This is a genomic window from Kitasatospora sp. NPDC101155 (genome assembly GCF_044768305.1).
In the GTDB taxonomy this organism is placed as follows: domain Bacteria; phylum Actinomycetota; class Actinomycetes; order Streptomycetales; family Streptomycetaceae; genus Kitasatospora.
Window position 1 is genome coordinate 487,992 of record NZ_JBIWPN010000001.1, and the last position, 13,668, is coordinate 501,659.

General features: G+C 72.8%; 15 protein-coding genes. 8 read left to right on the forward strand and 7 right to left on the reverse strand.

Features of this window, described 5'->3' with window-relative positions; all coding sequences use genetic code 11:
- Window positions 1-18 precede the first annotated feature (18 nt).
- Entirely contained in the window at window positions 19-669 is a 651-nt protein-coding gene (locus ACIRYZ_RS02385) for a CGNR zinc finger domain-containing protein (RefSeq protein ID WP_402938425.1), read from the reverse strand.
- Between the two features lie 135 nt (window positions 670-804).
- Between ACIRYZ_RS02385 and ACIRYZ_RS02390 the strand changes: the two genes are divergently transcribed.
- Window positions 805-1,257, forward strand: coding sequence for a GatB/YqeY domain-containing protein (locus ACIRYZ_RS02390; RefSeq protein WP_393039416.1), 453 nt, complete (start codon window positions 805-807; stop codon window positions 1,255-1,257).
- 134 nt (window positions 1,258-1,391) lie between these two features.
- On the opposite strand, the gene ACIRYZ_RS02395 is transcribed toward ACIRYZ_RS02390, so the two are convergent.
- On the reverse strand, window positions 1,392-3,728 hold the full coding sequence (locus ACIRYZ_RS02395; protein ID WP_402938428.1) for a transglycosylase domain-containing protein: 2,337 nt from the start codon (window positions 3,726-3,728) through the stop codon (window positions 1,392-1,394).
- 424 nt (window positions 3,729-4,152) lie between these two features.
- Between ACIRYZ_RS02395 and ACIRYZ_RS02400 the strand changes: the two genes are divergently transcribed.
- Entirely contained in the window at window positions 4,153-4,476 is a 324-nt protein-coding gene (locus ACIRYZ_RS02400) for a WhiB family transcriptional regulator (RefSeq protein ID WP_195911063.1), read from the forward strand.
- A 49-nt stretch (window positions 4,477-4,525) separates the two neighbouring features.
- Here the strand turns inward: ACIRYZ_RS02400 and ACIRYZ_RS02405 are convergent, their stop codons facing one another.
- Complete coding sequence (locus tag ACIRYZ_RS02405; RefSeq protein WP_393039422.1) at window positions 4,526-5,743, reverse strand: ArsA family ATPase; 1,218 nt, start codon at window positions 5,741-5,743, stop codon at window positions 4,526-4,528.
- 82 nt (window positions 5,744-5,825) lie between these two features.
- A complete protein-coding gene (locus ACIRYZ_RS02410) occupies window positions 5,826-6,899 on the reverse strand; it encodes an ArsA-related P-loop ATPase (protein WP_393039424.1) in 1,074 nt (357 codons plus the stop codon).
- A gap of 428 nt (window positions 6,900-7,327) precedes the next feature.
- Here ACIRYZ_RS02410 and ACIRYZ_RS02415 point away from each other — a divergent pair, with 428 nt between their 5' ends.
- From ACIRYZ_RS02415 to ACIRYZ_RS02435, 5 genes are all read left to right on the forward strand, one after another.
- On the forward strand, window positions 7,328-7,486 hold the full coding sequence (locus tag ACIRYZ_RS02415) for a DUF4177 domain-containing protein (protein WP_094743074.1): 159 nt from the start codon (window positions 7,328-7,330) through the stop codon (window positions 7,484-7,486).
- Window positions 7,483-7,950 (forward strand): RidA family protein, encoded by a 468-nt coding sequence (locus ACIRYZ_RS02420; RefSeq protein ID WP_393039427.1) that lies wholly within the window; start codon window positions 7,483-7,485, stop codon window positions 7,948-7,950. Before ACIRYZ_RS02415 ends, ACIRYZ_RS02420 begins: the two co-directional genes overlap by 4 nt.
- A 63-nt stretch (window positions 7,951-8,013) precedes the next feature.
- Complete coding sequence (locus tag ACIRYZ_RS02425) at window positions 8,014-8,880, forward strand: NUDIX hydrolase (RefSeq protein WP_402938433.1); 867 nt, start codon at window positions 8,014-8,016, stop codon at window positions 8,878-8,880.
- A gap of 99 nt (window positions 8,881-8,979) precedes the next feature.
- Window positions 8,980-9,153 carry a hypothetical protein gene (locus ACIRYZ_RS02430; protein ID WP_380608699.1) on the forward strand — a complete coding sequence of 58 codons (174 nt, stop codon included), beginning with the start codon at window positions 8,980-8,982 and terminating at the stop codon, window positions 9,151-9,153.
- Window positions 9,154-9,187: 34 nt separating this feature from the next.
- Entirely contained in the window at window positions 9,188-10,021 is an 834-nt protein-coding gene (locus ACIRYZ_RS02435; protein WP_393039436.1) for an MBL fold metallo-hydrolase, read from the forward strand.
- A gap of 57 nt (window positions 10,022-10,078) precedes the next feature.
- On the opposite strand, the gene ACIRYZ_RS02440 is transcribed toward ACIRYZ_RS02435, so the two are convergent.
- Together ACIRYZ_RS02440 and ACIRYZ_RS02445 are read right to left on the reverse strand one after the other, a co-directional pair.
- Window positions 10,079-10,753 (reverse strand): Crp/Fnr family transcriptional regulator, encoded by a 675-nt coding sequence (locus ACIRYZ_RS02440; RefSeq protein WP_380608697.1) that lies wholly within the window; start codon window positions 10,751-10,753, stop codon window positions 10,079-10,081.
- 152 nt (window positions 10,754-10,905) lie between these two features.
- Entirely contained in the window at window positions 10,906-11,943 is a 1,038-nt protein-coding gene (locus ACIRYZ_RS02445; RefSeq protein ID WP_402938437.1) for a winged helix-turn-helix domain-containing protein, read from the reverse strand.
- 110 nt (window positions 11,944-12,053) lie between these two features.
- On the opposite strand from ACIRYZ_RS02445, the gene ACIRYZ_RS02450 reads away from it, so the two are divergent.
- The gene (locus ACIRYZ_RS02450; RefSeq protein WP_402938440.1) at window positions 12,054-12,893 is read left to right on the forward strand and encodes an isocitrate lyase/phosphoenolpyruvate mutase family protein; all 840 of its coding nucleotides are present in this window, start codon (window positions 12,054-12,056) and stop codon (window positions 12,891-12,893) included.
- Window positions 12,894-12,992: 99 nt separating this feature from the next.
- On the opposite strand, the gene ACIRYZ_RS02455 is transcribed toward ACIRYZ_RS02450, so the two are convergent.
- On the reverse strand, window positions 12,993-13,619 hold the full coding sequence (locus tag ACIRYZ_RS02455; protein WP_402938442.1) for an RraA family protein: 627 nt from the start codon (window positions 13,617-13,619) through the stop codon (window positions 12,993-12,995).
- Between the last annotated feature and the right edge of the window lie 49 nt (window positions 13,620-13,668).

The following is a 13,668-nucleotide window of genomic DNA, read 5'->3' on the forward strand; positions in this document are numbered from 1 at the left end:
ATGCTCTCAGACGGCGGATCAGCTGGTGAACGTCCGGTGGCCCGGAACGGGAGCCGGTTCCTCGGCCTCCCGCCGGGCGCGCAGGGCCCGGACCTTGCTGCGGTTGCCGCACTGCTCCATCGAGCACCAGCGCCGCCGCCCGGGCCGCGAGGTGTCGACGAACAGCAGCTGGCAGTTGTGCGCCCCGCACTCGCGGATCCGGTCCGCGTACGGCCCGGTGAGCAGGGCGATCGCGTCCCGGGCGAGGGTGGAGACCAACTGCGCCCCGTCGGCGGGCAGCGGGGCGGCTGCGGTGCCGTCCGGGGCGATCTGCGGGGCGAGCGGTGGGTGGGCGGCGGCCCGGTTGAGTACGGCCAGGTCCTCGACGGCGGCCTCGTCGCCGTGGGCGCGGGCCGTGGCCAGCCGCCAGAGGGCGTCACGGAGGGTGCGGGCGGCAGTGAGCTGGTCGGCGGAGATCCGTACGGTCTCGGCGGGCAGCCGCAGCCGTGACTGCGGGAGCCAGTCGGCGAGGTCGGAGGGCCGGTGCAGCACCTCGTACCGGGTGTAGTCGCCGGGACCGCCGGTGGGGAGCAGTTCGAGGCAGAGGGCGCCGGGGTCGAAGAGGAAGCGGCTGCCGCCGGGGGTGGTGAGGACCAGGCCGGTCGCCGGCTCCCGCTCTCCATCGGTCATGTAACCAGGATATACGGTTACAGAGCGTTCCGGGACTCCGGACGGGAACCGGCCCGGCGTCGATCCGCCCCCGGCCCGACGTCGGGCCCGGTTAATGGCAAGCGACCGAACGCCGCAGGTGGGAGACTCGTGCCCATGACCACGCTCAAGGAGCAGCTGCAGGAGGACCTCACGGCTGCCATCAGGAACCGGGACGAGCTGCGCTCGTCCACCATCCGGCTCACGCTGGCCGCCGTCACCGCCGAGGAGGTGGCGGGCAAGGAGAAGCGCGAGCTGTCCGATGCCGAGGTGCTGAAGGTGATCACCCGCGAGGCGAAGAAGCGCCGGGAGGCGGCCGAGGCCTTCGACAAGGGTGATCGGGCCGAGCAGGCCGAGCGCGAGCGTGCCGAGGGCGAGGTGCTGGCCGGGTACCTGCCCAAGCAGCTCTCCGACGAGGAGCTGGCCGCGATCGTGGCCGCCGCCGTGGCCGAGAGCGGGGCGAGCGGCCCGCAGGCGATGGGTGCCGTGATGAAGCTGGTCAAGCCGAAGGTCGACGGCCTCGCCGAGGGCGGCCGGGTCGCCGCCGCCGTGAAGGCTGCCCTGGCCTGAGCCGTAGCGGGCCCCGGAACGAGCCGGCCGTAACGGCCCCGGAACACACGCCGAAGGGGCGCCCCCCGGATTACCGGAGGGCGCCCCTTCACCGTTGTGCGGTCACGTCACCGCGCGGTCACGCGGACGGCCCGTCAGCCGTTGCCGCCGCCGTGCTTGCCGCCGTTCCCGTTCCCGTTGCCGCCGCCGATGAGGCCGGGCGGGAGGTTGAACCCTCCTCCTATCACCCCACCGGGGTTCGGGTTGGCCGGAGGCGGCGGGTTGCCGGCCGGCGGCTGCGGCTGCTGCGGCTGCGGCTGGGCGTTGGGGTCGGCCGGCGGGGTGGCGTTCGCCGGGGGCGCGGCCGGCTGGGGGTCCGGGATGTCGGTGGTCTGGATCGGCTCCAGCGGGGTGCCCTTGAGCGCCTGGTTCATCGCCATCTGCCAGATCGGGCCGGGGCCGGTGGCGCCGAACACGTCGTCGAAGTGCTTGCCGCCGATGTTGATGTTCTTCATCTTGACGCCGCCGGCGGGGCCGCCGAGCCAGACCGCGGTGGCCAGCGACGGGGTGTAGCCGTCGAACCAGGCGGCCCTCTTCTCGTCGGTGGTACCGGTCTTACCGGCGATCTTGCGGCCGTCGTCCAGACCGAGGGCGGCCGCGGTGCCCTTCTCGGTCACGTTGAGCAGGACGGTGTTGAGCGAGTCCGCGGTCTGCTCGGAGAACGCCTGGGTGCACTGGGACTGCGGGACCTTGATGTCCTTGCCGTCCACCGTGGTGATCTTGTTGATCGCGATCGGGGTGCAGTACTTGCCGCGGGCGGCGAAGGTCGCGTAGACGTTCGCCATGGTCAGCGGGGAGAGCTCCAAGGTGCCCAGGACCATCGAGGGCACCTCCTGGAACTGGTCGCCCTTGGCGGACTGGGTGATGCCCAGCTTGTTCGCCATCTGCTTCATCGCGCAGAGGCCGACCTGCTGCTCCATCTGGACGAAGTAGGTGTTGACCGAGCGGGCCATGGCCTCCTTGAGCTGGTACGGGCCGACCTCGCTGTCCTGCTCGTTCTTCACCGTGGCCTTGGGCTTGTCGGTGTTCTTCCAGGTACCCGAGCAGGTGGTCATCTGCGGGTACTCGATCTTGTTCTGGGAGGGGAACGCCTGGGTGTTCGACATACCCGACTCCAGCGCCGCCGCGGCGAGGATCGGCTTGAAGGTCGAACCGGTCTGGAAGCCGTTGCCGCCGCCCATCGCCGCGTCGACGTTGAGGTTGACGACGGTCTGGTTCTTGTTCGGGTCCAGGCCGTACGGGCGGGTCTGGGCCATCGCCAGGATCTTGCCGGTGCCGGGCTCCATCATGGTCGCCGCGGCCGACACCGGGTCGGTCACGTTGACGTTCTTGGTGACGGCGTTCTGGGCGGCGGCCTGCTTGTCCGGGTCCAGCGTGGTGTAGATGTTGAGACCGCCGGTGTCCCAGAGCTTCTTGCGGTCGTCGGCGTTCTTGCCGAAGGCCGGGTCCTGCTTGACCACATGGCGCACGTAGTCGCAGAAGAAGCCCATGCCGGCCTGGGCGGTGATGCAGCCGTTCTGCGGGTCCTTGTACTTCAGGCCCAGCGGGGCGGCCTTCGCCTCCTTCGCCTGGTCGGCGGTGATGTGCTTGTTCTCCACCATCTTGTCGATGACGACGTTGCGGCGCTTGACCGCGTTGTCGGGGTAGCGCACCGGGTCGTACTGCGACGGGTTCTGGACCAGGCCGGCGAGGGTGGCGGCCTCGGCGATGGTCAGGTCCTTGTTGCTCTTGCTGAAGTAGCGCTGGGACGCGGCCTCGACCCCGTAGGCCTGGTGGCCGTAGAAGGTGATGTTGAGGTAGTTGGTGAGGATCTGATCCTTGGTCAGGTCCTCCTCCAGCTTGATCGCGACCTTGAGCTCCTGGATCTTGCGGCCCAGGGTCTTGCGCTGGGCCTCCAGGACGGCCGCCTGGTCGTCGCCGGCCTTCTCCACGTTGACGTTCTTCACGTACTGCTGGGTCAGCGTGGAGGCGCCCTGGGCGGCGGTGCCGCTCTCCGCGTTCTTGCCGACCGCGCGCAGGACGCCCTTGAGGTCGACGGCGCCGTGCTCGTAGAACCGGGCGTCCTCGATGTCGACCTGGGCATGCCGCATGAACGGCGACATCTGGTCGGCGGTGAGGACGGTGCGGTCGCGCTCGTACACCTTGGCGATCAGGCCGCCCTTGGCGTCGAAGATCTGCGTCGCCTGGGTCAGCGGCGGGGTCTTGAAGTCGTCAGGGATGTTCTGGAAGCTCTCCGCCGTGTCCTTGGCGGTCAGCCCGATGGCGCCGACGGCGGGCAGGGCGAGGCCTGCCAACAGGACTCCGGAGAGCACGCTGACGCCCAGGAACTTCACGCCGTTGCCGACGTGGTCCAACGGTGATCCGCTGCGCTTGCGGCGCGGAGCTCCGGTGTTGCCTGGGGGCTGGGGTGCCTGTGGGCGCTTCGGTGCCATGAGGAGAACCCTACGTCCCCGAATCCCACCCATAGGGGCAGGTGTTCGCCTAGGCTTGTCACAAGCTTGCGACAGCTTCGGTGCGTCAGCACCATTCACTCTTGTGAGTGGGGAGACTTGCCCGAATTACCCGTTCTCGTCCGGATTTTGAGGCGTCTGGGGCCTGCCGTGTTCCAGTGAATGGTGGCGCTCCGTGACGACGCCTGTGGCGAGAGTGCGGGCATTGAACTTGGCAAGGCTTGCGACCTGTGGTCACTCCAACGAGTGAGCTGACCGATACCCATAGTCCAATCGGGTCATTCGAGATTGAGCCCGAAGGGGCTGTTGCAAGCTGTCGTTCTTCCGTAACGTCCTCAACTGGCAACGGTGAATATGCCGTTGCCGCCGTGGGGGAGCCTCGAATACGGGAGAGGACGGCGCCGGGATGGGCTGGGTTGACGACTGGAGTGCGCAGGCCGCCTGCCGCACGAGTGATCCGGACGAACTGTTCGTCCAGGGGGCGGCACAGAACCGCGCGAAGGCGGTGTGCAGCGGTTGCCCCGTCCGTACGGAATGCCTCGCGGACGCGCTGGACAACCGGGTGGAGTTCGGTGTGTGGGGCGGGATGACGGAGCGCGAGCGGCGGGCGCTGCTGCGCCGTCGTCCGACGGTCATCTCGTGGCGGAAGCTGCTGGAGACGGCCCGCACCGAGTACGAGGAGTCCCTCGCGACCGGCGTGATACTGACGGACTACGCCCAGGCGGGCTGAGCCCGGCGGCAGTCGGGTCGGACCGCGCCGGGCACCCCCCCCGGGGTGACTACGCCGCGCCGCTCAGCCGGTCCCCGATGGCCCGCAGTCCGTCCAGGTCGTGCACGTCACCCGGCAGCGCCGGCACCTCCACGATCGGCACGTCCGGGTACACCGACACGAAGCGGTCGCGGGTGCGGCGCTCCCGCCCCATGATCTGCATCCGCTCGGCGTGCAGCCGCAGCAACCCGGCCGCGAGCAGTTCCGCGTCGGGCGAGGAGTGCTCCGAGCCGTTCTCCTCCAGGGCCTCGGCGGCCGCCAGCGCCCGCTCCGCGGTGAGCTGCGGCGCCCCCGTGCTGTGCACCCGGTTGAGTACCAGCCCGGCCAGCGGCATCCGGTCCGCGGCGAGCCGGTCCACGAAGTACGCCGCCTCGCGCAGCGCGTCCCGCTCCGGCGCGGCCACCACCAGGAACGCCGTGCCCGGCGCCTTGAGCAGCTGGTAGGTGCGGTCGGCGCGCTCGCGGAAGCCGCCGAACATCGAGTCCATCGCGCTGACGAAGGTCTGTACGTCGGTGAGCAGCTGGGCGCCGAAGATCTTGCCCAGGGTCCCGGTGAGCAGGCCCATTCCGGCGTTGAGGAACCTCATCGCGCTGCGGCCGCCGACCTTGGCCGGCGCGGTCAGGATCCGGATCACCCGGCCGTCCAGGAAGGACCCGAGCCGGTTGGGCGCGTCCAGGAAGTCCAGCGCCGAGCGGGAGGGCGGGGTGTCCACGACGATCAGGTCCCACTCCTCGGCGGCGCGCAGCTGCCCGAGCTTCTCCATCGCCATGTACTCCTGCGTGCCCGCGAAGCCGGCCGACAGGGACTGGTAGAAGGGGTTCTCCATGATCGCCCGGGCCCGTTCGGGTTCGGCGTGGGCCAGCACGACCTCGTCGAAGGTCCGCTTCATGTCGAGCATCATGGCCTGGAGTTCTCCCGCCCGCCGCCCGCCACCACCCTCGTCCGACCCGCAGAGCGGCGCCCCCTCCATCGCGGTGACGCCCTTGACCACCCGCGGGGTGTTGTCGAGCTCGCTCAGGCCCATCGACTGGGCCAGCCGCCGGGCCGGGTCGATGGTCAGCACCACGACCTTGCGGCCGCGCTCGGCGGCCCGCAGGCCGATCGCCGCGGCGGTGGTGGTCTTGCCGACGCCGCCGGAGCCGCAGCAGACGATGATCCTCGTCTTCGGGTCGTCGATCAGCTCGTCCACCGCGAGCCGCCTTCCGGTGCTCCGTACCCCGTTGCTCATGCGCCTGCCTCGCTACGCTCGGCAGGCGCTTCGCACATGCCGCACATGCCGCACCGCTTGATGGTCCGCTCGCTTCGCTCGCTCATGCCGCCCCCTGCCGCTTCAGTTCGCCCGCCAGCCGGTACAGCCCGCCGAGGTCCACGCCCTCGCCGAGCAGCGGGAGTTCGTACGTCGGGAGCCGCAGCTGCTGCAGGTCGGCGCGCTGCTCACGCTCCAGCTCGACCCGCTCGGCGTGCTCCCTGGCCTGCTCCAACAGCGGGTCGAGCAGCGGCTCCACCGCGGCCCGGACGGTCTCCGGCTTGCGGGAGCGGCCGCCCAGCCCGGCCTCGCCGAGGGCCAGCGCCACCTCTTCGCGGTGGTCCCCGTCCACCGCGGCCACCGCCGCCGCGTCCAGCACCGGCGGCCGGACCATGTTGACCATCACCCCGCCCACCGGGAGCTTCGCCTCGCGCAGCTCCGCGATGCCGTCGACGGTCTCCTGCACCGGCATCTCCTCCAGCAGGGTGACCAGGTGCACCGCGGTCTCCGGCGACTTCAGCACCCGCATCACGGCCTGCGCCTGGGTGTGTATCGGGCCGATCCGGGCCAGCCCGGCGACCTCGGAGTTGACGTTCAGGAACCGGGTGATCCGCCCGGTCGGCGGGGCGTCCATGACCACCGCGTCGTACCGGCGCCGACCGTCCGGGCCCTTGCGGCGGGCCGCCTCGCAGGCCTTGCCGGTGAGCAGCACGTCCCGCACGCCGGGGGCGATGGTGGTGGCGAAGTCGACGAAGCCGACCTTCTGCAGCGCCTTTCCGGCCCGGCCGAGCTTGTAGAACATCTCCAGGTACTCGAGCAGCGCCTGCTCGGTGTCGATGGCCAGCGCGAAGACCTCGCCGGGCGCGCCCTCCCCGGCGGGCAGCCCGAGCTGGGGGCGGGCGACCGAGGCGATCCGGCGCTCCTCGTACGGCAGGGCGGCGATGCCGAACTGCTCGGCGATGCTCTGTCGTCCCTCGACCTCGATCAGCAGCACCCGCCCGCCGTCGGCGGCCAGCGCCAGCGCCAGCGCGGCGGCCAGCGTGGTCTTCCCGGTGCCGCCCTTGCCGCTGACCACGTGCAGCCGGACACCTTCCCAGTCGGGGTCGCGCCGGGCCGCCTGGCCGGGGGTGCGTGCCACGCTCCGTCTCCGTCCGTCTCCGTCCTACGGGCGTCCCCTCCGCCGAGGACGCCCCTGAGACGAGGGTGCCCCTACCGACAGAGGCGCCCCTCACGAGGGTGCCCTCTCGCGAGAGTAACCAGGGAGCGCGCCCGATGCCCGGAGCACCTGGGGTGCCGGGACCGAATCATGCCCCCTTTGTGCCCCACCTCACACGCCGCCCGACCGGGCCTGTCTCGCGGGCCTGCCCGGGCTCGCGGTGCTCCCCCAGCCTTCGGCGGGGAGGTGCCCCCACCGAAGTGGCTCCGCCTCCGGCCTTCGGCCGGGAGGTGCCCGCCTCCTCCGCCGTGCGATGCACGCACCCCAACGCCGCGACCTGATCCGACCCGGCCCACGAGACGGGCCCGGTGCGGCGGCGATCGCCGGGGCGGCTCGTCTAGAGTCTGGCCATGACCAAGTGGGAATACATGACGGCGCCCCTGCTCGTGCACGCCACGAAGCAGATCCTGGACAACTTCGGCGAGGACGGCTGGGAGCTCGTCCAGGTCGTGCCCGGCCCCAACCCGGAGCAGCTGGTGGCCTACTTCAAGCGGGAGAAGAACGCATGAGCAAGGTCGAGGAGAAGCTCGCCGAGCTGGGTCTGACCCTGCCGCCGGTGGCCGCTCCGGTCGCCGCGTACGTGCCGGCCCTGCTGTCGGGCGAGTTCGTGTTCACCTCCGGCCAGCTGCCGGTCGTCGGCGGCAAGCTGCCGAGCACCGGCAAGGTCGGCGCCGAGGTGTCCCCGGAGGAGGCCAAGGAGCTCGCGCAGATCTGCGCGCTGAACGCCCTGGCCGCTGTCAAGTCGGTGATCGGCGACCTGGACCGGATCGAGCGGGTCGTGAAGGTCGTCGGCTTCGTCGCCTCCGCCCCCGACTTCACCGGCCAGCCTGCCGTGGTCAACGGCGCCAGCGAGCTGCTCGGCCAGGTGCTGGGCAACGCCGGTGTGCACGCCCGCAGCGCGGTCGGCGTCGCGGTGCTGCCGCTGGACGCCCCGGTCGAGGTCGAGCTCCAGGTACGCGTCAAGACCAGCTGAGTGTGATCGCGAAGGCGGGGTCGGGCCTGTCCAACCCCGCCTTCGTGCGCTTAGCATCCGGGCATGGACCATCGAGCAACGACGCTCCCGATGCCGCCCGGCTGGCCCGCCCGGATCCGGGCGGTCGACTCCGGCGAACTGACCCCGCCGGTGCCCAGGCCCGCCGCGACGGTCGTGCTGCTGCGCGACTCCGCCGCCGGGCCGGAGGCCTACCTGCTGCGCCGCCGCACCTCGATGGCCTTCGCGGCCGGGATGTACGCCTACCCGGGCGGCGGCGTGGACCCGCGGGACGCCGAGGTCGAGACGGGCTGGGCGGGGCCGACGCCCGAGGAGTGGGCGCACCGGCTCGGGGTGGACACCCGGACGGCGCGGGCGGTGGTCTGCGCGGCGGTGCGCGAGACCTTCGAGGAGGCCGGCGTGCTGCTGGCCGGCCCGGACGCCGACAGCGTCGCCGAGCCGCGCGACTGGTCCGCCGAGCGGGCCGCGCTGGAGGCGCACGAGCTGTCCTTCGCCGAGTTCCTCCGTGACCACGGCCTGGTGCTGCGCAGCGACCTGCTGGGCGGCTGGGCCCGCTGGATCACCCCGGAGTTCGAGGAGCGGCGCTACGACACCTGGTTCTTCGTCGCCGCCCTGCCACCCGGCCAGCGCGCGGCCCTGGAGGTTGGCGAGGCCGACCGGGTCACCTGGTTGACGCCGGCCGAGGCGGTCAAGGGCCACCAGGACGGCCGGTTCGGCATGCTGCCGCCGACCGTGACGGTGCTGCGCGAGCTGTCGCCGGTCCGGACCGCCGCCGACGCGGTGACCGCGGCCGCCGACCGGGTGCTGGAGCCGGTGCTGGGCCGGGCCGAGGTCCGGGGCGACCGGATGACGGTCCGCTGGCCCGGGTATGACGAACTGACCATCGACGGGGAGTTCCCCGAGGATTCCTGAGCCGAGGAGCCCTCACCCGAGGAGCCCTCGGCCGAGGAGCCCTCACCGGAGGACTCCCGACCGCACCGAGAGATGCCGACCAGAAAGGACCGACACCCGATGAACCACAACGACGTGGCTCGCCGGACGGCCCCCGAGCTGCCCGCCCGCCGACTGATCCCCCGTTCCACCGGCTGCGACAGCCAGGTCCCGTTCGTCGAGGTCGCCCAGCGCGCCCTCGTCCGGGCCCTGCCGCTGCGGGTCCTGCATCGCGACGGCGAGGGCGGCCGGTGAGCGAGCGGAGTGAGCGAACTGTTGAGAGGTGCGCATGAGCGGACTCCTGCCGGGTGACCCCGCCGCCGCGATCGGCGGCGAGGCCACCCCTCGGGCGCTGTGCGTGCTGGCGCCGAACCCGTCGCCGATGACGCTGGACGGCACCAACACCTGGCTGCTCTCCGAGCCCGGTTCGGACCTCGCGGTGGTGATCGACCCGGGCCCGCTGCACGAGGGCCACCTGCGCCGGGTGGTCGAGCTCGCCGAGGAGCGGGGCCAGCGGATCGCGCTCACCCTGCTCACCCACGGCCACGCCGACCACTCCGAGGGCGCGGTCCGCTTCGCCGAGCTGACCGGCAGCGAGGTGCGGGCCCTGGACCCGGCGCACCGGCTGGGCTCCGAGGGCCTGGTGGGAGGTCAACGCCTGGACGTCGGCGGCCTCGATCTGCGGGTGGTCGCCACCCCCGGCCACACCTCGGACTCGCTGACCTTCCACCTGCCGGACGACGGCGCGATCCTCACCGGCGACACCGTGCTCGGCCGCGGCACCACGATGGTCGCCCACCCCGACGGCCGGCTCGGCGACTACCTGGACTCGCTGCGCCATCTGCACACGATGGCCTCCCACCACGGTGTGCGGACCGTGCTGCCCGGCCACGGCCCGGTGCTCGCGGATGCGCTCGGCGCCGTCGACTACTACCTGGCCCACCGGGCCACCCGGCTCGCCCAGGTGGAGACCGCGGTCGAGGCGGGCTGCCGGACGGCGGTCGACGTGGTCGCCCGGGTCTACGCGGACGTGGACCGGGCGCTCTGGCCGGCCGCCGAGCTCTCGGTGCGGGCCCAGCTGGAGTACCTGGAGGAGCACGGGCTCATCCCCGACCAGGGCTGACCCGCGAACGGCGAAGGGCCGGTCCGCCCGGACCGGCCCTTCAGCGTTCGTACGGTGTCAGCGCGAGCGGCGCGACAGCCGCTCGACGTCCAGCAGGACCACCGCGCGCGCCTCCAGCTTCAGCCAGCCGCGGCCGGCGAAGTCGGCGAGCGCCTTGTTGACCGTCTCGCGGGAGGCGCCGACCAGCTGGGCCAGCTCCTCCTGGGTGAGGTCGTGGGCGACGTGGATGCCCTCCTCGGACTGCACGCCGAAGCGGCGGGACAGGTCCAGCAGGGCCTTGGCGACGCGGCCGGGCACGTCGGAGAAGACCAGGTCGGACATCACGTCGTTGGTCCGGCGCAGTCGGCGGGCGATGGCCCGCAGCAGCGCGATGGAGACCTCGGGGCGGGCGTGCAGCCAGGGCTGCAGGTCGCCGTGGCCCAGGCCCAGCAGCTTGACCTCGGTCAGCGCGCTGGCGGTGGCGGTGCGCGGCCCCGGGTCGAACAGCGACAGCTCGCCGATCATCTCGCTGGGGCCGAGCACGGCGAGCATGTTCTCGCGGCCGTCCGGCGAGGCACGGTGCAGCTTGATCTTGCCCTCGGCGACGACGTACAGCCGGTCGCCCGGGTCGCCCTCGTGGAACAGCGACTCCCCACGGGCGAGGGTGACCTCGGTCATGGAAGCGCGCAGCTCGCCGGCCTGTTCGTCGTCGAGTGCCGCGAAGAGTGCGGCGCGCCGCAGAACGTCGTCCACGTGCTTCCTCCTTCTCGGCCGTGCGGCGAGTGGGCCGTCCGGCGCAAGTTCCGTTCAGTGTTCTGCATCACCAAGCATGGCGCATGTCGCTCCGATCATATGAGGAGGGGGTGTGTCCGGGGGTGCGGTGCGGGGCCATTCGTACCGGCGGGTCATCGGGCGGGGCGCCCGGCGACCGTCGGTCTGTCGAACGCCTGGCCGTCCGGATCGAACAGGGAGTCGCCCACCGCCGTACGGGCGGAGAGGACGGTGTGCCCGGCCCGGTGCGCGCTGGTCAGGCCGGCCGTACGCAGGGCGGTGAGGTGCTGGGAGACGGCGGCCGGGGACAGCCCGGTGCGGCGGGCCAGCTCGCTGGTCGAGGCGGGGGAGTCCAGCTCGGCCAGCAGCCGGGCCCGGGAACGGCCGAGCACGGCTGCCAGCGCGTCGGTGCGCGCGGCGGTGCCCGGGCGGTCCTCCCACAGGGTCGCCGTGCCGCGCGCCGGGTAGATCAGCTGAGGTGGGTCCGGCGGCAGCACCCGGGTGAGCACCCGGGGCCAGGCGAAGGTCGAGGGCAGGAGCAGCAGTCCGGCCCCCGCGTTCAGCCGGGTGACCGCGCAGTGCCGGCGCTCCAGCCGCAGCGCGGTGCCGTCCCAGCGGACCGTCCCGTGCAGCTCGTCCAGCATCCGGGCGGTGCCGTGCTCGGCGGCCTGCCGGGAGCGGTGGAAGACGTCCGCCGCGAGCAGCGCGCGGATCCGGGCCCAGTACGGGGCGAGCGCCAGCTCCCAGTACGCCTCGATCTCGGCGGCCAGCCGGGGCAGCTGGGCCGCCGGGTCGCGGTACAGCGGCTCCAGGGCGGCCGGCAGCCGGCCGTCCGCCTCGGCGGCCACGATGTCGAGGTCGGCCCGGACCTGTCCGGCGCCGGTCGCGGTGACCGCGGCCAGTTCCTCGGCGAGCGTGGGGGAGAAGCCCGCCGGGGTGGGGTTGAGGAAGTCGGGCAGGTGGCCGTCGGGCGGGACCATCGCGGCCAGCCGGCCGCGGTCCAGCCCGGCGTCGGCGAGCCGCTCGCGCACCTGCCCGGCCCAGCGGCGGTGCAGCGCGGGGGCGGGGGAGTGCGCGAGGGCGCGCAGGCTGGTCACCACCTCCTGCATCGGGCTGACGGCGAACCGGGTCAGCGCCAAGTCCTGTGCGGAGAACTGGAGTTCCGTCCGCATCCGCGGCCCCCTTCGGAAGATTCGGCCCCAGCTTAAACACTGGTGGCCCGCCCGGCTCCGGGCGCAGGATGCCTGCGTCCCCACCGATCCGTACGAAAGCCGGTACACCCATGTCCAGCACCACCGGGCGCACGTCCACCACCGCCGAGGCCCGCGAGCGGGCGCTGCGACTGCGCGGGCTCGTCGAGGAGGGCGTGCTCGTCCTGCCCAACGCCTGGGACGCCGGCAGCGCGGCGGTGATCGCCTCGGCCGGCGCCCGGGCGATCGCCACCACCAGCGGCGGCGTCTCCTGGTCGCTCGGGCGCGGCGACGGCCAGCGGATGGACCGGGCGACGGCGGTCGAGGCGGCCCGGCGGGTCGTCGCGGCGGTGGACCTGCCGGTCACCGTCGACGCCGAGGGCGGGTACGGGCCGCTGCCCGCCGATGTGGCCGCCACCGTGACCGAGCTGGTCGCCGTGGGCGCGGCCGGGGTCAACCTGGAGGACTCGACGGCCGTCGGCGGGCCGCTGTTCCCGGTGGCCGAGCAGGCCGAACGGCTGCGCGCCGCCCGCACGGCGGCGGCCGCCGCCGGACTGCCCGAGCTGCTGGTCAACGCCCGCACCGACGTGTTCCTGTTCGGGCTGGGCGGGCTGGACGACGTGCTGGTCCGGGCCGAGGCCTACGCCGAGGCGGGCGCGGACGGCCTGTTCGTCCCCGGGCTGCTGGACCTCGATGCCCTCGCCGAGCTGTGCAAGCGCACCCCGCTGCCGGTGAACGCGATGGCCGTCGCGGGCGGGCCGACCGTCGCCGAACTCGCCGCCACGGGGGTGCGGCGAATCAGCGTCGGCACCGGCCTCGCCCAGCTCGCGTACACGGCGGCCCGCCGCGCCGCCGTCGAGCTGCTCGGCGCCGGGACGCTGACGGAGCTCGACGGGGCGCTCGGCTTCGGGGAGCTGAACGGGCTGTACTGATCGGGCCGGCGCCTGGTGAGGCTGGGGCTGATCGAGCCGCTGCCCGGTGGGGCCGGGCTCACCGGGCCGGTGCCCGGTGAGGCCGTACCGGCCGCAGGATCAGCCGGTGAAGCCCAGTTCGGCGAGGCTCCGGTCGATCCGCGCGCGGTGGGCGGCCTCCCAGTCGTCCAGGGTCTCGGCGGCCTCCTTGGCCAGCTTGGCCCGGGCCGCGTCCAGGGCCTTCGCCCGGTCGGCGGCGGGCACCACCACGACGCCCTCCTCGTCGGCCACCACGATGTCGCCCGGCGCCACCAGCACCCCGCCGCAGCGCGCCGGGGCGCCGTGGGTGCCCAGCCGCTTCTTCGACCCGGGGATCGGGATGACGCCCCGGGCGACCACCGGGAAGCCCAGCTCCCGCACCTCGCCGAGGTCGCGGATCAGGCCGTCGGCCACGAAGGCGGCGACGCCCCGGCGCTGCGCCACGGCGCAGACGTTGCCGCCGGCCAGCGCGTAGTCCAGGTCACCGGACTCCACCACGATCACCGAGCCGGGCTCGGCCCGGTAGATCGCCGCGTGCAGCATCAGGTTGTCGCCGGGCGGGCACTGCACCGTGAAGGCCGGTCCGGCCACCCGGGGCATGCCCGCCCACAGCGGGCGCAGGCCGATGTCCATCACCTGGGCGCGGCCCAGGACGTCGGCCAGGGTGGTGGTGGGGATGTCCTGAAAGTCCATGAAATTCTGTTCCATGCTTCCTCGTTGCTCCCTCACTCGCAGATGATCAGATCGCGAGAAGCCT